At 73.4% G+C, this 17,664-nt stretch carries 18 protein-coding genes; 11 read left to right on the forward strand and 7 right to left on the reverse strand.

Going from position 1 to position 17,664, the window contains the following annotated elements:
• Positions 1-8 precede the first annotated feature (8 nt).
• Positions 9-668: a transglycosylase SLT domain-containing protein gene (locus OG943_RS17295; protein WP_328610802.1), complete on the reverse strand. Its 660-nt coding sequence runs from the start codon at positions 666-668 to the stop codon at positions 9-11.
• A gap of 110 nt (positions 669-778) precedes the next feature.
• On the opposite strand from OG943_RS17295, the gene OG943_RS17300 reads away from it, so the two are divergent.
• Positions 779-1,141 (forward strand): Sec-independent protein translocase TatB, encoded by a 363-nt coding sequence (locus OG943_RS17300; RefSeq protein WP_328610803.1) that lies wholly within the window; start codon positions 779-781, stop codon positions 1,139-1,141.
• 113 nt (positions 1,142-1,254) lie between these two features.
• On the opposite strand, the gene OG943_RS17305 is transcribed toward OG943_RS17300, so the two are convergent.
• Positions 1,255-2,850, reverse strand: coding sequence for an LCP family protein (locus OG943_RS17305; RefSeq protein WP_328610804.1), 1,596 nt, complete (start codon positions 2,848-2,850; stop codon positions 1,255-1,257).
• A 233-nt stretch (positions 2,851-3,083) separates the two neighbouring features.
• On the opposite strand from OG943_RS17305, the gene OG943_RS17310 reads away from it, so the two are divergent.
• A complete protein-coding gene (locus OG943_RS17310) occupies positions 3,084-3,905 on the forward strand; it encodes a VOC family protein (protein WP_328610805.1) in 822 nt (273 codons plus the stop codon).
• Between the two features lie 8 nt (positions 3,906-3,913).
• On the opposite strand, the gene OG943_RS17315 is transcribed toward OG943_RS17310, so the two are convergent.
• Complete coding sequence (locus OG943_RS17315) at positions 3,914-5,452, reverse strand: FAD-dependent monooxygenase (protein ID WP_328610806.1); 1,539 nt, start codon at positions 5,450-5,452, stop codon at positions 3,914-3,916.
• A 71-nt stretch (positions 5,453-5,523) separates the two neighbouring features.
• Complete coding sequence (locus tag OG943_RS17320) at positions 5,524-6,123, reverse strand: TetR/AcrR family transcriptional regulator (RefSeq protein WP_328610807.1); 600 nt, start codon at positions 6,121-6,123, stop codon at positions 5,524-5,526.
• A gap of 140 nt (positions 6,124-6,263) precedes the next feature.
• On the opposite strand from OG943_RS17320, the gene OG943_RS17325 reads away from it, so the two are divergent.
• From OG943_RS17325 to OG943_RS17335, 3 genes are all read left to right on the forward strand, one after another.
• Positions 6,264-7,478: an alpha/beta hydrolase family protein gene (locus tag OG943_RS17325; RefSeq protein ID WP_328610808.1), complete on the forward strand. Its 1,215-nt coding sequence runs from the start codon at positions 6,264-6,266 to the stop codon at positions 7,476-7,478.
• A 162-nt stretch (positions 7,479-7,640) separates the two neighbouring features.
• Positions 7,641-8,018: an ATP-binding protein gene (locus OG943_RS17330; protein ID WP_328610809.1), complete on the forward strand. Its 378-nt coding sequence runs from the start codon at positions 7,641-7,643 to the stop codon at positions 8,016-8,018.
• Positions 8,019-8,087: 69 nt separating this feature from the next.
• A complete protein-coding gene (locus tag OG943_RS17335; protein WP_328610810.1) occupies positions 8,088-8,315 on the forward strand; it encodes a hypothetical protein in 228 nt (75 codons plus the stop codon).
• A gap of 55 nt (positions 8,316-8,370) precedes the next feature.
• Here OG943_RS17335 and OG943_RS17340 read toward each other — a convergent pair whose 3' ends face one another.
• Positions 8,371-9,762 carry a pyridoxal phosphate-dependent decarboxylase family protein gene (locus tag OG943_RS17340; RefSeq protein WP_328610811.1) on the reverse strand — a complete coding sequence of 464 codons (1,392 nt, stop codon included), beginning with the start codon at positions 9,760-9,762 and terminating at the stop codon, positions 8,371-8,373.
• A gap of 429 nt (positions 9,763-10,191) precedes the next feature.
• Here OG943_RS17340 and OG943_RS17345 point away from each other — a divergent pair, with 429 nt between their 5' ends.
• The 3 genes from OG943_RS17345 to OG943_RS17355 are packed head-to-tail and all read left to right on the forward strand — an operon-like array spanning position 10,192 to position 12,488.
• Positions 10,192-10,671 (forward strand): MarR family winged helix-turn-helix transcriptional regulator, encoded by a 480-nt coding sequence (locus tag OG943_RS17345; RefSeq protein ID WP_328610812.1) that lies wholly within the window; start codon positions 10,192-10,194, stop codon positions 10,669-10,671.
• A 1-nt stretch (position 10,672) separates the two neighbouring features.
• On the forward strand, positions 10,673-11,821 hold the full coding sequence (locus OG943_RS17350; protein ID WP_328610813.1) for an FAD-dependent oxidoreductase: 1,149 nt from the start codon (positions 10,673-10,675) through the stop codon (positions 11,819-11,821).
• Positions 11,822-11,831: 10 nt separating this feature from the next.
• Entirely contained in the window at positions 11,832-12,488 is a 657-nt protein-coding gene (locus OG943_RS17355) for a VC0807 family protein (protein ID WP_328610814.1), read from the forward strand.
• A gap of 3 nt (positions 12,489-12,491) precedes the next feature.
• On the opposite strand, the gene OG943_RS17360 is transcribed toward OG943_RS17355, so the two are convergent.
• A complete protein-coding gene (locus tag OG943_RS17360; RefSeq protein ID WP_328610815.1) occupies positions 12,492-13,907 on the reverse strand; it encodes an aminotransferase-like domain-containing protein in 1,416 nt (471 codons plus the stop codon).
• Positions 13,908-13,944: 37 nt separating this feature from the next.
• Between OG943_RS17360 and OG943_RS17365 the strand changes: the two genes are divergently transcribed.
• Positions 13,945-14,829, forward strand: a complete 885-nt coding sequence (locus OG943_RS17365; RefSeq protein WP_328610816.1) for a DMT family transporter — start codon at positions 13,945-13,947, stop codon at positions 14,827-14,829.
• 112 nt (positions 14,830-14,941) lie between these two features.
• Positions 14,942-15,706: an SDR family NAD(P)-dependent oxidoreductase gene (locus OG943_RS17370; protein ID WP_328610817.1), complete on the forward strand. Its 765-nt coding sequence runs from the start codon at positions 14,942-14,944 to the stop codon at positions 15,704-15,706.
• A 29-nt stretch (positions 15,707-15,735) separates the two neighbouring features.
• Here the strand turns inward: OG943_RS17370 and OG943_RS17375 are convergent, their stop codons facing one another.
• The gene (locus OG943_RS17375; protein WP_328610818.1) at positions 15,736-16,659 is read right to left on the reverse strand and encodes a LysR substrate-binding domain-containing protein; all 924 of its coding nucleotides are present in this window, start codon (positions 16,657-16,659) and stop codon (positions 15,736-15,738) included.
• 73 nt (positions 16,660-16,732) lie between these two features.
• Between OG943_RS17375 and OG943_RS17380 the strand changes: the two genes are divergently transcribed.
• A complete protein-coding gene (locus OG943_RS17380) occupies positions 16,733-17,662 on the forward strand; it encodes a DMT family transporter (RefSeq protein ID WP_328610819.1) in 930 nt (309 codons plus the stop codon).
• The last annotated feature ends 2 nt before the right edge of the window (positions 17,663-17,664 follow it).

The following is a 17,664-nucleotide window of genomic DNA, read 5'->3' on the forward strand; positions in this document are numbered from 1 at the left end:
AGCCTCACTCAGCCGCCGAGCGCGGTGGCCGCTTTCGCCTGATTGGTGCGAAAAGTGTCCAAATAGGACTGCGCCTGGGCGCCGGGCTTGGTGCCCTTGGCGAAGGCCTTCATGTTGCCCGGCCCGGTGTTGTAGCCCAGCGCGAGCAGTTCCGTGGTGCGGTAGGCACCGTGGGCCGAGGGGAGCTGGGCGGCCAGGTCGTGCAGGTACCAGGCCTCGGCCTGGATCGCCAGGTCCGGGTCGTCCGGGAGCTGGTCCCAGGACCGCCCGGCGAAGGGACGGCCGTGCTTGGTCTGGTCGAACGTCGCCTGGTGCATGTTCGCCACCCCGAACGCGGCGTCCGGCTTGATCTTCTGCCAGGCCCGTTCCAGCTGCGGATCGTGCGGCTTGTACGACTCGTTGTAGAGGATCGCCATCACCAGCTGCGGGTCGACGCCGGCCTCCTTGGCCCGGGCCCGGACCTGGGCGGCGTACCGCGACGGGTCCGGGTTCGTCATCGAGGACTCTGAGGAGCCGGCCGAAGAACTCGGCGCGCCGGCCGAAGAACTGGGCGCGGCGCCACCACCGGTTCCCGGGCTCGCGGTGCACCCGGCCAGCACCGGCACAGCCAGCACCGGCACGAGCACCCAGACCGCGAGCCACGACCGGTCACCACGACGCTGCTTCATCATTCCGCCTTCCGGCCGCTCACGCGGCGCCCACCCTGGGTGAGCGAGACTGTGCTTACTATGGGACATACCGATTCTGCGGACTTCGCGGCGGGGCCGAAGGAGATGAGATGTTCGGTTTCAGCCTGGATCACCTGATGGTCCTGTTGGTCGCCGGCCTGTTCGTCCTCGGGCCGGAGCGGCTGCCGGAGTCGGCCCGGTGGCTGGCGCAGGCCGTGCGCCGGGTCCGTGGTTTCGCCTCCGGCGCGCAGGAGCAGCTCCGGGCCGAGCTGGGGCCGGAGTTCCAGGAGCTGCGCAAGCCGCTGCAGGACCTGAAGGTGCTGCGGGAGTTCGACCCCCGGACCATGGTGAGCCGCTACCTGCTCGACGACACCGCCCCCGAGCGCCCGGCGGACGGTCAGGCCCTGGCCCCCACGGCGGTGTCCCCGCTGCGTCCCGGAGAACGGGCGCCGATCGATCCCGACGCCACCTGAGCCACGCCCGCAATCCGGGCCCGGCCGACAAGCCCAGGCCACGAACCCCGGCCGCTGAAGCCGCTGGTAGCCGGGTGCGGTGCCGACAGCGCGGCCGGACGCTCCGATGGATGTCAGTTGACGCACGGGATACCGCTGCCGTCGACGGTGCCGCCCTGCGGTCCGCTGCTCGCCGGCGGGTCCGGCGTGGCGGGCGGGGCCGAAGCGGTGGTGGACCCGCCGGAACCGGCATCGGCCCCGTGCGTCCCGAGCGCGGCCGGCAGGGTGAACCCGGTGCCGAGGGTGATCCGCACATGTCCTTGCGGGACACGGGAATTCGCGGCCACCGGCAGTCCGCCGAGCAGGGTGGCGGCGGTGTCGGCGTCGGCTTTCGCGCCGGGGCCGTAGGCGATCGACGACGCGGCGCCCGCGATGTTGGCCAGGTCGCCGGTGCGGAACCCGGACGGGGCCAGCGCCTGCGCCACCGTGGACGCCACCCCGCCGCGGCCGGTGGCGTTGCGGACGTCGATCGTCGCCGAAGCGTGTGGCGGCGGCGGGGCGGGCAGCCCGAACGCGGTGCGCACCGCGGCGCGGACCTGGTCGACGTCGACCTTGTTGACGTCCTGGCCGTCGACCTTCTGGTAACCCGCGATCGGCAGGGTGGAGAACTCCAGGTTGCCGCCCGTGAGGTTCTGCGCCTGGGTGGCGAAGGACAGGATGTCCCACCCGGCGGAGATCACCACGTCCTTCTGCGCGGTGTCGATCAGGTTCTGCAGCTTGGGCAGGTCGGTGAAGGTCCCGGCGCTGCGGAGCTTGTGCGCCACGGAGGCGAGGAACGCCTGCTGGCGGTGGGTGCGGTCGAGGTCGCCGTTGTCCAGCCCGTGGCGCTGCCGCACGAAGGACAGCGCCTGCGAGCCGTTGAGCGTCTGGTGCCCGGCGGGGAAGTCCGCGCCGGAGTAGCTGTCCTTGACCGGGTGGTTCAGGCACACCTCGACCCCGTCGAGCGCGGTGGCCAGGTCGTAGAACCCGGCCAGGTTGACCTCGGCGAACCGGTCGATCGGCACGTCCAGGAAACTGCGCACGGTCTCGAGGGTCTTCTTCCGCCCCGCCTCACGGCCCCGGTGCTCCAGCTCCGCCGGGTCCTTGACGCCCTGGGCCGCCAGGTCCTTCTCCGCGTAGAACTTCGCCAGCCCGTACGCCTCCTTGATCTTGGCGTGGGTGTAGCCGGGGATCCCGGTCACCGGGACGTAGTCGTCACGCGGGACCGACACCGCGCTGACCTTGCCGCCGCCGGCGGGGATGTGTATCAGGATCAGGGTGTTGGTGTTGTAGCCGCCCTCGGTGCCGTCGCCGGCGTGCAGCTGGTCGAGGATCTCCTTCGGCAGCTGGTTGCCGTCCTGGTCCTTGCGCGAGTCCAGCCCGATCAACAGGATGTTCAGCACCCCGCCGGCCGACTTCGGCGCGTCGGCGCCCAGCGCGTCCGACGTCTGCAGGCCGCCGACCAGGCTCGACAGCATCGTCGACGCGACACCGGTGCCCGCCAGCACGAGCGCCGCCACCACCGCCACCGCGGTCCGGCCCGCGATCAGCAGCGGACGCCGGCGCCGGCGGGCACGCACGACCGGGACCGGCTCGGTGACCGGCTCCCCGTCGCGGGGGTCCGCCGGACCGGGGCGGTGGGGCGAAGGCGGACGACCGGACGGCGGCATCCGATCCTGCTCGTAGGCCACGTCCACTCCATCCGCCCGGCGCCGTTCACCCCGGCGACAAACAACCAACCCGCTGACCTATCGACGCGCGGTTTCCCCCGCCCGTTGCCCGGCGGCCCCATGAAAGTGATCACAGCGCCGGGAAATCCCTCCGGCGAGGACTATCGACGGCGCGAGGTAAGGGCCCGGTAGGGTCTGCGCATGATCTTCACCGCGCCGCCCCTCGCCCCGACGAGCCTGGGGGTGGCGCCCCGGTGAGCGTCCATCCCGGTGGCGCGGGCAGCCCGTTCTGGGTGGAGCTGGCGACCGCCGACGTGGACCGGAGCAAACGGTTCTACCAGCTCCTGTTCGGCTGGGAATACCAGCACGTCAAGGATTCCCGCGGGCAGGACTACGTGCTGGCGCTGCTGGCCGGCGAGCCGGTCGCGGGGCTGCGGCCGCGCCCGGGCGCGATCCTGGACTGGACGCTCTACCTGGCCACCCCCGACCTGGCCTCCGCCTGCGCGCAGGCCGTCCGGCTGGGCGGCACCGTGCTGGAGACCCGCCCGGCCATCGTGCCCGGCGTCGGCGCCAAGCTGCTCATCGACGACCCGAGCGGGGCGACCGTCGGCCTCGTCCAGCCGGCCGTGGACTACGGGTTCACCGCCGGCGTGCCCGGATCGCTGGTGTGGATCGAGTTCGTCACCCGTCAGGCGACCGTCGCCGATCGCTTCTACAGCCACCTGTTCGGCTACACCCAGCGCCAGTTCGGTGACGGCAGCGCCGTCGACTACATGGTCTACTCCATCGGCCCGGACTCGGTGATCGGCCGGGTGCGGATGGCGCTCGACACCCCCGCGGACGTGCCGCCCCGCTGGATCGCGCACTTCGCCGTCGACCCCGAACTCGGCTTCGACCGGACGCTGCACCAGGCCCGCGGCGCGGGCGCCCGGCTCCGGTTCGCCCCCTACTCGTCCACTTTGGGCAAAGTCGCCGTGCTGTCCGACCCCACCGGCACGCGGTTCGCGATCATCGACCCGGCGCTCGCCTCGGACTGGGACTACCACTCCGCCGTCGATGACCCGTACGGCGACTGAGCCCGGGGTTACCCGCCGAACCACTCACGGATGGTGGCGCGGAGTGCCGCCGTGTCCGGCCGCGGCTCGCTCGATGCCCACGCCACAAAAGAATCCGGGCGGAGCAGGAGCGCGGTGACGTCGGTGTCCGCCTTGGCGCGCACCACTTCCAGACCGTCCACAGGCATACCGTCGACGTCCAGGTCGCCGCTTTCCGTCAGGTCGATCAGCAGTGGCCGGGCCCGCCGGACCAGCTCGCCGAGGCGGACCGTGCCGTCCGGGGTGTGCAGGTCGAGGTCCGGCGCGGGCCAGCCGGCCAGCGGGTGGGCGCCCTCGCCGACCGGGTAACGGACGTCCGCGCCCGCGACGAGGCCCGCGAGCGCCCGCACGACGCCGGGCTGGGTGAGCAGCTCGCCGAACAGCCCGCGCAGGCCGGTGACGTCCTCGCCGGGGGCCAGCAGCGCCGCCTGGGCCTGGGCGTACGTGATGGTCCGGTCCGCGATCGCGCGCCGCTCGGTCTCGTAGGTGTCGAGAACGTCGGTGTCCTTCGCAGCGGTGTCCTTGAGAGCGGTGCCCCGGAGCGCGGCCGCGAGCTTCCAGCCCAGGTTGATCGCGTCCTGCAGGCCGAGGTTGAGCCCGGTGCCACCGGCGGCGAAAACGTGCGCGGCATCGCCGACGAGGAACACCCGGCCGTCCCGGTACTTCTCCGCGACGCGCGTGTTGCCCCCGTTCATCCGGCGCAGCGCGTGCGGGCCGTCGCCGGGTGGCGGCCCGATCGGGACGTCGGCACCGAGCACGCGGTTGATGCTGGCGCGCATCTCGTCGAGAGTCATCGGCTCGACGTTCTCCGGCTCGTCCCACTCGACGGTCGCGACCAGCGGCGGGCGCCCGGGCAACGGCGCGTACGAGAACCCGCCACGCGCGGTCCGGACCGGCAGGAACGGCAGAACGGGCCCGTGGCCCGGCACGTTCAGCGCGCCGGTGGCCGGGTCGAGCCAGTCCGCCGGCACGGTGGCGTGCGCGCTGCGGCCGGTGCTCCGGTCGTATGTGACGCCGGGGAAGCCGATGCCCACGGCCTTGCGGACCGGGCTGTGCGCACTGTCGGCGCCGACGACGTACCGCGTGCGCAGCTCGTAGGCCTGCGAATCCGGGCCGCGGACGGTGAGCGTGACGCCGTCTTCGTCCTGGGTGAGGCCGGTGAACTCGTGGCCGCGGCGGATCTCGACGCCGAGTTCGAGGGCGCGTTCTTCCAGTACCTGCACGGTTTTCAGCTCCGGCACCGGCAGGTTGTAGATCGGGCTGTCGTCGAGGAGGCCGAGGTTGAGCGGCATCGCGGCGAACATGAAGTAGCCGTTGTTGGGCCGCGGCGGGCCGTCCTGGCCGCTGAGCGCCGCGAACAGCCCGCGCCGGTCGACCATCGGCACGACCTGGCCGACCAGTCCGTTCGACCGGGGTTCCGGGTTCGGCTCGGTGCGGCGCTCGAGCACCACCGGCCGGACGCCGCCGAGCGCGAGTTCACAGGCGGCCATCAGGCCGTTGGGCCCACCGCCGACGATCACCACGTCCATGGCTGTTCTCCTTTTCCGGGCAGGCCGGATAAGCCCGCCTTGGCGGGCACTGGGGGTGCTGGGTGCTGGGGTCAGCGCGGGTCGGGCGACCCGGCGCGGACCTGGTCGAAGACCTCGTGGAGCAGCGTGACGAGCGACCGGCCGGGATGCTGCGTCCAGTACGCCATCGCGGCGCCGAGCCCGGCCGCGACCACCGCGGCGACGACCTGCGGGTACAGGTCCTCGCCGGTGGTGCCGGTGCGGTCGGCGATGGCGGCGGTCAGCTCGTCCTGGGCCCGCGCGTGGGCGCGGAAAACCTCGTGCTGGATCGCGGGCTCGGCGAGCAGTTTCTGGAGCGCGGTGGCGTAACCGTCGTCGCGCGGCCCGGCTTCGGCCGCCTCGAACTGCGCGACGACGGCCACGACCAGCGCGTCCCAGAGCGGCTCCTCGGCCGGGCGTTCCCGCAGGACTTCGGCGATGCGCTGCCCACGCTCGACGTGCGTGGCGACGACCGCCTCGGCCTTGCTGGCGAAGTAGTTGCGGAAAGTGCGCTCGGAAACGTTCGCCGCGGCGGCGATGTCCTCCACCGACACGTTGTCCCAGCCCCGCTCCAGCGCGAGCCGGATCGTCGCGTGGCTCAGCGCGAGACGGGTCTCGCGCTTCTTGCGCTCCCGCAGCCCTTCTGAGGTCATGGAGACCACCGTAGCGAAACTTTCCGGAATTGCAAAGTTGCTAATCCGGAAAGTTTGACGCAGGGGTGGGGAGCGCCCTACCCCGCCTCCACCGGTCTGCCGGATGGGCCGTCGCGGTCCGGGCCGAAAGGCTGTCGAGCATGACCAAACCCTTGCGCCACAAGATCATCCCCGCGCTGACGGCCGCGACGTGCGCCGCCGCCCTGCTGTCCGTGCCCGCGGTCGCCGCCGCGGCGCCCGGCCGCGGCCCCCTGCTCAGCGCGGTCCCCGTGCAGAGCCTCGACCAGGCCGGGGTCCGGGCCACGCTCGACGCCACCCCGTTCGGCTCCGCCACCGCGCGGTACGGGGTCGACGCTTACCGCGTGACCTACCGGACGACCGATGTGCGCGACCGGCCGACCACCGCGAGCGGCCTGGTCGTGCTCCCCCGGACGACGAGCCCGCGCACCGCCGTGTACGAGCACGGCACCCGCAGCAACCGGGCCGACGTCGCCTCGGTGCAAGAGGACCTTCAGGACCGGCAGGCGGGACTGGTGCTCGGCGCGGCCGGGTACGTCGCCGTCCTGCCCGACTACCTCGGCCTCGGCACCGGGCCCGGTTTCCACCCGTACCTGGATTCCCGCACCGAGGCCTCGGCCACGCTCGACCTGCTGCGCGCGGCCAGGACCCTGACCGCGGACCGGGGAAAGCGGTTCGACCCGCGGGTCTTCGTGAGCGGGTTCTCCCAGGGCGGCCAGGCCGCGATGGCGGTCGGCGAAGCCCTGCAGGGCGACCCGGGCTCCGGTTTCCGGCTCGCCGCGCTGGCCCCGGTCAGCGGCCCCTACGACGCCCGCGGCGCCGAGCTGCCCGGCATCTTCGACGGCCGGGTCGCCCCGGACGTCGCGGTGTTCTACCTGTCCTACTGGACGGTCTCGATGAACCGGCTGTTCCCGTTGTACCGCAACGCTTCCGAGGTCTTCCGCGCGCCCTACGACCAGTACGCGGAGTCCCTTTTCGACGGATCGCACAGCGAGGAGGACATCTTCCCGCGGCTCGCCGCCACCCCGGCGGCGATGTTCACCGACAGCTACCTGAACCGGGTCCGGCACCTGTCCGGCCCCCTGCTCGACGCCGCCCGCGACAGCGACGGCACCTGCTCGGCCTGGCGGCCGCGCGTCCCGGTCCGGCTCTTCGCCAGCGCCGCCGACACCCAGGTGCCGATCGCCAACTCCCTGAACTGCCAACGGGATCTGCGGGCCCACGGCGTCGACGCGCCGCTCACCCGGCTCGGCTCCGCCGAGCACCTCGACACCCCCGGGGTCGCGCTGCCGCAGATCGTGCCCTGGTTCGACTCGCTGCCGGCCGGCCCGCGCTGACGGGCACCGGCGTCGCCCGGCGAGGTTTCAGCCTCCGGGGGCCGGGGTATTTCGACGCGGCACCAGGTCGGACTGACGAAGGGGCCGTGAACCACTCTTGAACAGCCTCGTCAGCCCGCGCCGCCGGTCCGGCGGCGCGCCGGCGCCACCACGGAGCCCCCCGTGACCGAGTTCGCCCTGACCGATACCGACGGGGAGCTGCTGCGCCGCGTGCGCTCGTGGGTGCGCGAACACCTCGCCGACCTGGACACGTTCGCCCTGACCGACGCCGTCCAGGTCGTCGACGAGCTGACCACCAACGCACTGAGCCACGGCCGCCCGCCCCAGTGCCTGCGCCTGCTGCGGCGCCCCGGCCGCGTCCGCGTCGAGGTCGACGACGGCGCCCTGGCCCGCGCCCGGCCCCGGGCGCCCAGCGTCACCGGCGGCCGCGGGCTGCTCCTCGTCGCCGCGCTCAGCGACGCCTGGGGCCAGTACGCCACCCCGACCGGGAAAACGGTGTGGGCCGAACTCCCGCTCACGGCTCCCGGCGAAGGAGGCTGACTCCCCCGGCCGCGCCAGACTGCTCGGCCGGGACCGACCACGAGAGCACACCGTGCCAAAGGGGACTTGATGACCGCCGACCCGGAAAGACGGGAGCCCGCCGCCACGGGCCTCGAACGCACCGCGCACGCCTACTGCCCCCGGTGTCATCCGGCCCCGCAGCCGGGTGAGGTCGTCATCGCGCTCTGCGGTGCCACCTACCCGTTCTGGGGCCGCCGCGACGCCCCGCTCAACACCTGCGACGCCTGCCGGGCGCTCGCCTCGGCAGCGGTCCTCGGCTGCGGCCACTCCGGCTGACACTGCTCCTGCCGACGCCGCTCCTGCTGACACCGTCCCGGCTGATACCGCACGCTCACCCGCCGATCGCGGCGCGGATGGTCGCCACCGCTTCGTCGATGTGCTCGCGGTGGGTGAGCGGGGACAGCACGCACAGCCGCAGCGTCAGGCGGCCGTCCAGCCGGGTGCTGGACAGGAAGACCCGCCCCGCGGACTGGATCCGGTCCAGCAGGGCCAGGTTCGCCGCGTCGTCGCCGTCGCGCAGGCGGAAGACCACAGTGGACAGTTCGGGCGGGTGCGGGACCTCCAGCGCCGGGTGCGTGGCCAGCTCGTCGTGCAGGTAGCAGGCCAGGTCCAGTTTTTCGTCCAGTGCCCGGCGGAAGGCGTCCAGCCCGTGCAGGTGCAGCGGCAGCCAGATCCGCAGCCCCCGGTGCTCCCGGGTCAGCTCGTAGCCGAGGTGGGCGTAGTCGGGCAGGGTGTCGCCGGCGGCGTCCGGCAGGTAGGCCGCGCGGTCGCCGGGGTAGGACGCGGTGAGCAGGCGGCGTTCGCGGACCAGCAGCGCGCCCGTGCCGTAGGGCAGGAACAGGCTCTTGTGCGGGTCCACGGTGATGGAGTCGGCGCGGCCGATGCCCTCGAGCCGGGCCCGGCCGCGGGTGGTGAGCTGGAAGAACCCGCCGTAACAGGCGTCGACGTGGAACCAGAGCCCGTGCTCGCGCGCGACGTCGGCGATCGCGCCGAGCGGGTCGACCGCGCCGGCGTTGGTGGTCCCCGCCGTGCCGACGACCAGGAACGGCCGGAGCCCGGCGGCGGTGTCCTCCTCGATCGCCGTGGCCAGCGCGACAGGGTCGAGCCGCCGCCCGTCCAAGGTCGGCACCAGCCGGACGGACCGCGCGGGGAACCCGGCGACATGCGCGGCCTTTGCGACGCAGTAGTGGGTCTGGTCGGACACGTAGAGCCGGGCGGTGCCGGGATCCGCGTCCGGGCCGAGCCGGTTCTCCCGGGCCGCCACCACCATCGACAGCATCGCCGCCGAGCCGCCGCTGGTGAGGATCCCAGTCGCGCCCTCGGGCAGCCCGAACAGCTCGCCCAGCCAGGTCAGCACCCCGTGTTCGAGCGCGACCAGGCCCGGCGCGAACTCGCCGATGGCGGTGAACCGGTTGAGCACCCGGGCCATCAGCTCCCCCACGGCCGAGCTGACCAGCCCGCCGCCGGGGACGTAGCCGAAGAACCGGGGGCTGGCCGTCTCGATCGCGGCGCCACCGGCCTTCAGCGCGAAGGACAGCACCTTGCCGACGTCGCCGGGGCTCTCGCCGGGCGGCTCGGCCACCAGGTCGACGATCTCGGGGGCGGCCGCCGTGCCGTCCACCGGCGCGTGCGGCAGCCCGTCGACGAACCCGGCGAGTTCAGTGGTTACTTGGTCGAGCAAAGAGCGGAAGTCGTGACCATTCGACTCAAGATGATCGAGCACGGCGGGGACGATAGCTGCTCGACTCCCGCATTTCCAGACCTCTTTTCCGGCCAGGACCGGAACAAGGCCGTGCCGGCCTCGCGAACGCCTCGGTCACGCCGACGACGGAGTGTGATGATGCGAGGGTTCTCCTTTCGGCCAAAGAGAACCTGACGGCCGATTGACCTTCACACACGGTGATCGACAAGCGGCCGGAACAACGGTCCGGCCCACAACTCCGGTCCCGTTCCCGCGCCGAGTCGCGGCGTTGTTTCCTTCGTTCACAGGAATGACCACGGACGTTCACAGGAATTACCGGAAAACCGGTGATCGAATTCTGCCCGAAAGACCCTCGGCGGGCAGGAGGCGGGTCAGGGTCCGGCTCAGGGTCATCCCTGATTTCCTCGGTAACCACTTGTTTGCGGCGCGCAAATACTGGACGGTGGTCCCATGCCCCACGAGTACGAGGACCTCGAACAGGTCATGTATCCCCTGGCCCGGCTCGGCCAGTCGATGCGCCGCGCGCAGACCCGGGCCATCGATCCGACCCGGCAGGCGATCCTGCAGCAGGCGGCGGCCAAGGGCCGGGTGCGGCCGTCCGAGCTGGCCGCGGAACTCGACCTGTACCCGTCGTCGATCACCCGGCAGACGCGGTCGCTGGAGGACGACGGGCTGATCGCGGTCGAGGCCGACCCGGCCGACCGGCGCTCCTGCCTGATCTCGCTCACCGAGCCCGGCTGGGACGAGGTCCGCCGGCTGACCCGGCAGGGCCTGGACCGGTTCGCCGAGTTCATGGCCGGCTGGGACGCCGAAGACGTGCGGACGCTCGGCCGCCTGCTCACCCGGCTCGAGGCCTCGGCGGACGCGGCCAAACGCCCGGCGAAGCGGCCGGGCGGACGGCCGTGGCAGCAGCGCGACGGGCAGGAGTGACATGCGCGTCCTGATCGCCGGCGCCGGGATCGGCGGACTGTGCCTCGCCCAGGGACTGCGTGCGGCCGGGGTGCGCGTGAGCGTGTTCGAGCGCGGCTGTGCTCTGGAAAACCGTGCCCTGGACAACCGGGGCCTCGAAGCCCGTGGCCAGGGCTACCGGATCCACATCGACGACCACGGCGGCGAGGCGTTGCGGCGCTGCCTGCCCGAGCACCTGTACCGCCTCTACCTGGCCACCTCCGCACGGCCGGGCGCGGGCCGGATCAGCACTCTGGGCACCGACCTGAGCGTGTTGTCCACCTTCGAGGCCGGGACCGGGAGCCCGCACAGCGCGGTGAACCGGCTGACCCTGCGGCAGATCCTGCTCGGCGGCCTCGGCGCGGATGTCCACTTCGGACACCAGGTGACCGCCGTCGAGCCGGACGCGGACGGCGTGCGGGTCCGCTTTGCCGGCGGCCGGGAGGATCGCGGGGACGTGCTGGTCGGCGCGGACGGGGTGAACTCCGTCGTACGGGCCGCGGTCGCGCCGGACAGCGCGCCGATCGACACCGGCTTGCGGTGTGTCTACGGCCGGACGCCGCTGGCCGCGCTGCCGGACCTGCCCGCCCGGTTCTTCGACGGGTTCACCGCGGTGGCCGGCGACACCGCGACGCTGGCGCTGGCCGCGTTCCGGGCGCGCACCCCGCCGGCGGACGCGGCCGCCGCCCTCGCGCCGGGCCTCGCGCTCACCCCGGTGCCGGACTACCTGATGTGGGCCGTCGTCGGCGCGGCGCCGCGCGAGCGGGAACCCGTTGCGCTGCACCGGTTCGCGCAGGGCGTGGTGCGCCGATGGCATCCCGAACTGGTGCGGATCGTGCGCGAGGCGGACGTGCCCGCGACGTTCCGCACGCCGATCCGGACGTCCCCGCCGGTCCCCCGCTGGCCGGCCGGGCGGGTCGCGGTGCTCGGCGACGCGATCCACGTGATGCCGCCCTCCGGCGGCGCCGGCGCGAACACCGCGCTAAGGGACGCGGCCCTGCTGACCGAGCGTCTGACCACAGTGGACCCGCGGGAAGCGATCGCCGCGTACGCCGACGAGATGCGGGAGTACGCCACCGCCGTCGTACACCGGAGTTACCTGGCCGCGGGACTGGCCCGCGGCCGCGAGTGAGGGGGAACCGATGAACCCGAGGATTCGCGCGCTGGCACCGTTCCTGCTGGACCTGGTGCTGCCGGTCGCGGCTTATTACCTGCTGCACAACGGGTTCGGGCTCAGCCCGTTCTGGGCGCTGGCCGTCGGCGGCCTGGCCACCATGGTGAACGCGGTGGTCACCACCGTGCGCCGGGGCCGGCTCGACGCGTTCGGCGGCCTGGTCGTGGTCGAGGTGGCGCTGTCGCTGGCGCTGCTGTTCGTCAGCGACGACCCGCGGGTGCTGCTGCTCAAACCGGCGTTCTACATCGCCGTCGGCGGCCTGTACGCGCTGGGGACCCTGGTCGTGGGCCGCCCGCTGGTCTACGAGTCCGGGAAACCGTTCGCCACCAAGGGAGAACCGCGGCTGGTGGCAGCCTACGAACGGTGCTGGGACACCTCCGCGCGGTTCCGCGCCGCGATCCGCTCGGTGACCGTGGTGTGGGGAGCCGGGTTCCTGCTGGACGCGGCGCTGCGGGCGGTCATCGTGTACCGCTTCCCGCCCGAGCGGGTGATGGACTCGCTGCTGCTTTCGCAGGCTCCGCTGCTGGCCGTGCTGGTGCTGGTGATCGTCTACACGCGACTCCGGATGCGCCGGGTCCGCCCGATCCTGCTGCGCGAACGCGACCGGCTGGCCGGCGCCTGCTGATGCTCACCGCTCAGCGGCCCGTTCGAGCGCGCGGCCGATCGCGCGCGCCCCGTCCGGGAACGCGCCGGGGTTCGGGCCCGCGTAGTTGAGCCGGATGAACTGCCCGGTCGGCTCGGCCGGGAACCATTCGCCGCCCGGCCCGATCACCACCCCGGCCGCGGTGCAGTCCGCCAGGAAGCGCCCGAGGTCCACGGTGTCCGGCAGGCGCACCCAGAGGTTCAGGCCGCCCTGGGGCAGCGCGTCCAGCCGGGCGCCGGGCGCGTGCTCGCCGAGGCTGGTGGCGAGGAGGTCCCGGCGCGCCTTGAGCTGGTGGCGGAGCCGGCGCAGGTGGGTCCGCCAGGCGGGCTGGGTGACGACGTCGAGCGCGACCGCCTGCAGCACCCCGCTGACGTACATCGATTCCGCCTGGGTGTCGGCGAGGATCCGCTTGCGCGCCGGGCCGCGGGCGATCAGCGCGGCCACCCGGACCGCCGGGGAGACGCTCTTGCTCAGCGAGCGGAGGTAGACCACGTGCCCGCCGTCGTCCAGCGCGGCGACCGGGCGCGGGTCGGCGGTGATGCCGAAGTCGTGCGCCGCGTCGTCCTCGATCAGGAACGCGCCGTGGTGCCGCACCACTTCCAGCACCCGGCCGGTCAGCTCGGGTGACCACAGCGCGCCGGTCGGGCTGGCGAAACTCGGCTGCGCGTAGAGGGCCCGCGCGCCGGACTGCTCGAACAACCGGGACAGCGCTTCGGGATCGGGGCCGCCGGGCCCGCTGGGCACCGGGACGAGGTCCACGCCGACCTGTGCGGCGGCCAGGATCGCGCCCCAGTACGTCGGCGACTCCACCAGCAACGGCCGCCCCGCCCCGGCGAGCGCGCGGAACGCGGTGCTCAGCCCGCCCTGGCTGCCGGGGATGACCACCACGTCGCCGGGGGTGACCGGCGACGTCCCGGCCGGGGTCGCCGACTCCAGCTCCGCCGCGAACCAGGCCTGCAGCGCCGGCAGCCCCGCCGTCGAGGGCCGGTCGACCGGTGAGTCGGAGCGGGCCGCGCGGGTGAACGCCGCGCGCACCAGGCGATCCGGCAGGAGCTCGCGGTCGGGATAGCCCGAGTGCAACGCGATCATGTCGTTCGAGACGGTCTGCAGCGCGGCGGGCTGGTCCGGGATCCGGTGGTTCGGCGAGCCGAGCGCGGCGGTCTGCCAGCCGTAGTCGTTCGGGCGCGCGGTCCGGGCGGCGCGGACGAACGTGCCCACGCCCGGGCGGCTCTCCACCACGCCGTGGGCGGCCAGGCGGCTCAACGCCTTCTGCACGGTCACCGGGCTGGCGCCGTATTGGGCGACCAATGCCCGCGTGGACGGCACCCGCGCGCCCGGCGGGGCCGTCGCGAGCCATTCGCGGAGTCCCGCGACAATCCGCGAGCTGCTATCGTCTGACATGAAGCTGGATAGTAGCGCTACTCAAAATGCGCCGACGGTGCTATCACGTGCCGGGCTCGGCTGGGGACTGCTGGGCGTCGCGGCGTTCTCTTTCACCGTGCCGTTCACCCGCGTCGCCGTGGCGGGCGGCGGGATGTCGCCGCTGTTCACCGGTTCGGCCCGCGCGGCCATCGCCGCGCTACTCGCCGCGGCCGCGCTGCTGATCACCCGGCAGCGCCCGCCCCGGGGCCGCCAGTGGGCCCGCACGGCGATCGTCGCGGGCGGGGTGGTGGTCGGTTTCCCGCTCCTCACGTCCTTCGCGCTCACCTCGGCGCCGGCCGGCCACAGCGCGGTCGTGATCGCGCTCCTGCCCGCCGCGACCGCGGTGACGGCGGTGCTCCGCGGGCGCGAACGGCCGCCGGTTTCGTTCTGGGTGATGGCGGCCGTGGGCGCGGCCGTGGCCATCGGGTTCGCCGCGGCGCAGGGCGGCGGGTTCGGCGGGCTGCACTGGTCCGACCTGCTGCTGTTCGGCGCGGTCCTCGCGGCCGCGATCGGCTACGCGGAGGGCGGGCTGCTGGCCCGTGAGCTGGGCGCCTGGCAGACCGTGTCCTGGGCGCTGGTGCTCGCGGCGCCGCTGATGGCCGGGCTCACCGCGGTCTCGATCGTCCAGCGGCCCCCGAGCGGCACCCCGGCCGGCTGGGCGGCGTTCGGCTACCTGGCGGTGGTGAGCATGTTCCTCGGCTTCTTCGCCTGGTACCGAGGGCTGGCGATCGGCCCGATGGCGCGGGTCAGCCAGGTCCAGCTCGTGCAGCCGGTGCTGACCATCAGCTGGGCCGCACTGCTGCTGCACGAACAGCTGGCCTGGCCGACCGTGCTCGGCGGCGTCGCCGTGGTCGTCTGCGCCGGGACCGCGGTGCGCGCCCGGGCCGGACGGGCGCGGTGAGACGTCCATAATGGACTCCGGCACTGGCCGCGGGCCCTTCGGGCAGATTTCACGGTCCGCCACGCCTTCCCCTCCCCCGGTGCGGCAGCATGATCGAAAAAGGAGTCACCCCATGAGCGAGCCGACGGCCGCACCGGGCACGTGGGCACTGGTCACGGGCTCGACCAGCGGGATCGGGCGGGCGACCGCCCTGACGCTCGCCGAGGACGGCTATTCCATCGTCGTCACCGGGCGGGACGCGGCCCGGGCGGCGGAGACCCGCAAGCTGATCGAGTCCGCCGGCGGCCGGGCCGTCGACCTCGTCGCCGACCTCAGCGACCCGGAGTCGGTACGCGGGCTGATCGCGCGGACGCGGGCCGCCATCGACGGGCCGCTCGACGTCCTGGTCAACAACGCCGGCGGCGGCGGATTCGCCCCCACGGAGTCGACGCCCGAGGAAATGTTCGACGCCGCCTTCACCACGCACGTCAAAGCGCCGTTCCTCCTGACCGGCGCGTTCGCCCCGGAGATGGCCGGCCGCGGCCGGGGGGCCATCGTCAACGTCGGCAGCCTCAGCACCACCATGGCCGCCTCGGGCACGAGCGCCTTCCAAGCCTCCAAGGCCGCGCTGAGCATGCTGACCAAGTCGTGGACCGCGGAGTACGGGCCCCGTGGCGTCCGCGTCAACTCGGTCGACCCGGGTTACGTGCTCACCCCGGTCAACGAGGCGATCCGCGACAGCTACGGCGGCTATCTCGCGTCCGTGCCCGCCGGCCGGGGCGGCCGGCCCGAAGAGGTCGCCGAGGCGATCCGCTTTCTCGTGTCACCACGGGCTTCCTACATCCAGGGTGTCGCCCTCACTGTCGACGGCGGCAAGACCTCCGTCGTCGCCATGTGAGCCGGGAAACCGTAACGCCACAAAACAAATCACCGAGTCGGTGACGCGGCGCCTTCGAACCGGGCGGAGGCGGCGCGCAGCGCGTCCAGTGCCGCGCGGACGCCGCCGTGGTCCTCTTCTCCCGCGCGGCAGACCGCGAGGATCGTGCGCGGCAGCACGGGGCGGGTGGTGAGGATCCGGACACCCTCGGGCACGGACTCGCGCGCCAGCCGCGGCACCAGCGCCGCCCCGGCGTTGCCCGCGACCAGCGCGAGCTGCGTCGGGTACCCGCCCACGGTGCAGCTGATCCGGGGGTCGAGGCCCTGCTTGCGCAGGACCTGCACCAGCCATTCGTAACAGCCGGTGCCCGCGGTCCAGGCGATCCACGGCACGTCGCCGACCTCGGCGAGGTCCACCGCGCGGCGGTGCGCGAGCCGGTGCCCGGCGGGCAGCGCGAGGTCCGCGACGTCGGAGAACAGCGTGATCTGGGTGGTTCCCGGCGGCAGCACGGTCGGCCGGTCCGCCCAGCTCTCCATGATCGCGAGGTCCAGGTCGCCCACCAGCACCTGCGGCAGCGTCTTTTCCGCCTCGCCCTCGCGCAACGTCACCTCCAGGCGCGGGTGCTGGGCGGCGAGCGTGGCCAGCGCCGGGGGCAGCAGCGCATGGACCGTGGTCGGGATCGCGCCGATCCGCAACGGCCCGAGCGCGTCCTCACGCAGCAGCTCCAGATCCGAGCGCGCCTCCGCGAGCTGGGCCAGCACCTTCTCCGCGTGCGCGGCCAGCACCTGGCCGGCGCGGGTCAGCCGGACGCCCCGGCCGCGCGGCTCCAGCAGCTCCTGCCCGGCCTCGCGTTCGAGCTTGGCGAGCTGCTGCGAGACGCCCGACGGCGTGACGTGCAGCGCCGCGGCCGCCGCGGCGACCGAGCCGTGCTGGGCGACGGCGTGCAGCGCCCGCATCCGATCAAGACTGAACACGGTAGTGATGCTACCGAATTTCGCTGAAGAACATTCGCTTGTCCTTGACAGTCCGGCCGCGCAGGCTGGAGGGGTGACCACGACCAGGCTCTCGCCGCGCCCTGCCCCGATCGGCCCGATCTCCGCGCTCACCGACCGGTTCGACCCGCGGCTGCTCGCCGCCGCGGGCGGTCTGTGCATCGCGCTGTCCTCGGTGTTCATCAAGGAGTCCGGGACCAGCGGGGCGACCAGCGCGTTCTGGCGCTGCCTGCTCTCGCTGCCGCTGCTCGCCGTGCTCGCCCGGTGGGAGCGGCGGCGCGCCGGCGCGCGGCCCAAGATCATGCTGCCGCTGCTGGCCGGCGGCGGCCTCGGCCTGGACTTCGTGCTGTGGGGCGAGGCGATCCCGCGCGTCGGGGCCGGGATCGCGACGGTGCTGCTGGCCGTCCAGGTGATCATCGTGCCGGCGCTGGCGTTCGCCTTCCTCGCCGAACGCCCCGGCCGCCGGTTCCTGCTCACCGTGCCGGTGCTGCTCGGCGGCATCGTGCTGGCGGGCGGGTTCATCGGCACCGCCGCCATCGGCGCGGACCCGCTGACCGGCGCGGTCGCGGCGCTGGTCGCCGGGGCCGGCTACGCCGCGTACCTGCTGCTGATCCGGCTCAGCAGCAGCCCGGGCACCCAGGTCCAGACCCTGTTGCTGGCAACGCTTTCGGCCGGCACCGTCGCGGTCGTGCTGGGGGTGCCGTTCCACCGGCTCGATCTGGCGCCCGGCTGGCCCGCGCTCGGCTGGCTCGCCTGCCTCGCCGTGGTCGGCCAGCTCGTCGGCTGGCTGCTCATCGCCGCGGCGCTGCCCCGGATGACCGCCACGCTCGGCGCGACGCTGATGCTGCTGCAGCCGATCGGCGCGGTGCTGTTCGGCATCGTGCTCCTCGGCGAGACGCCCAGCGTGCTGCAGCTGATCGGCTGCGCGGTGGTCCTTGCCGCCGTCTGCTTCGCCGGCGCGGGCCGCCGCGTTTCCCGGGAATGAGC

Source organism: Amycolatopsis sp. NBC_00345 (genome assembly GCF_036116635.1).
GTDB lineage: Bacteria > Actinomycetota > Actinomycetes > Mycobacteriales > Pseudonocardiaceae > Amycolatopsis.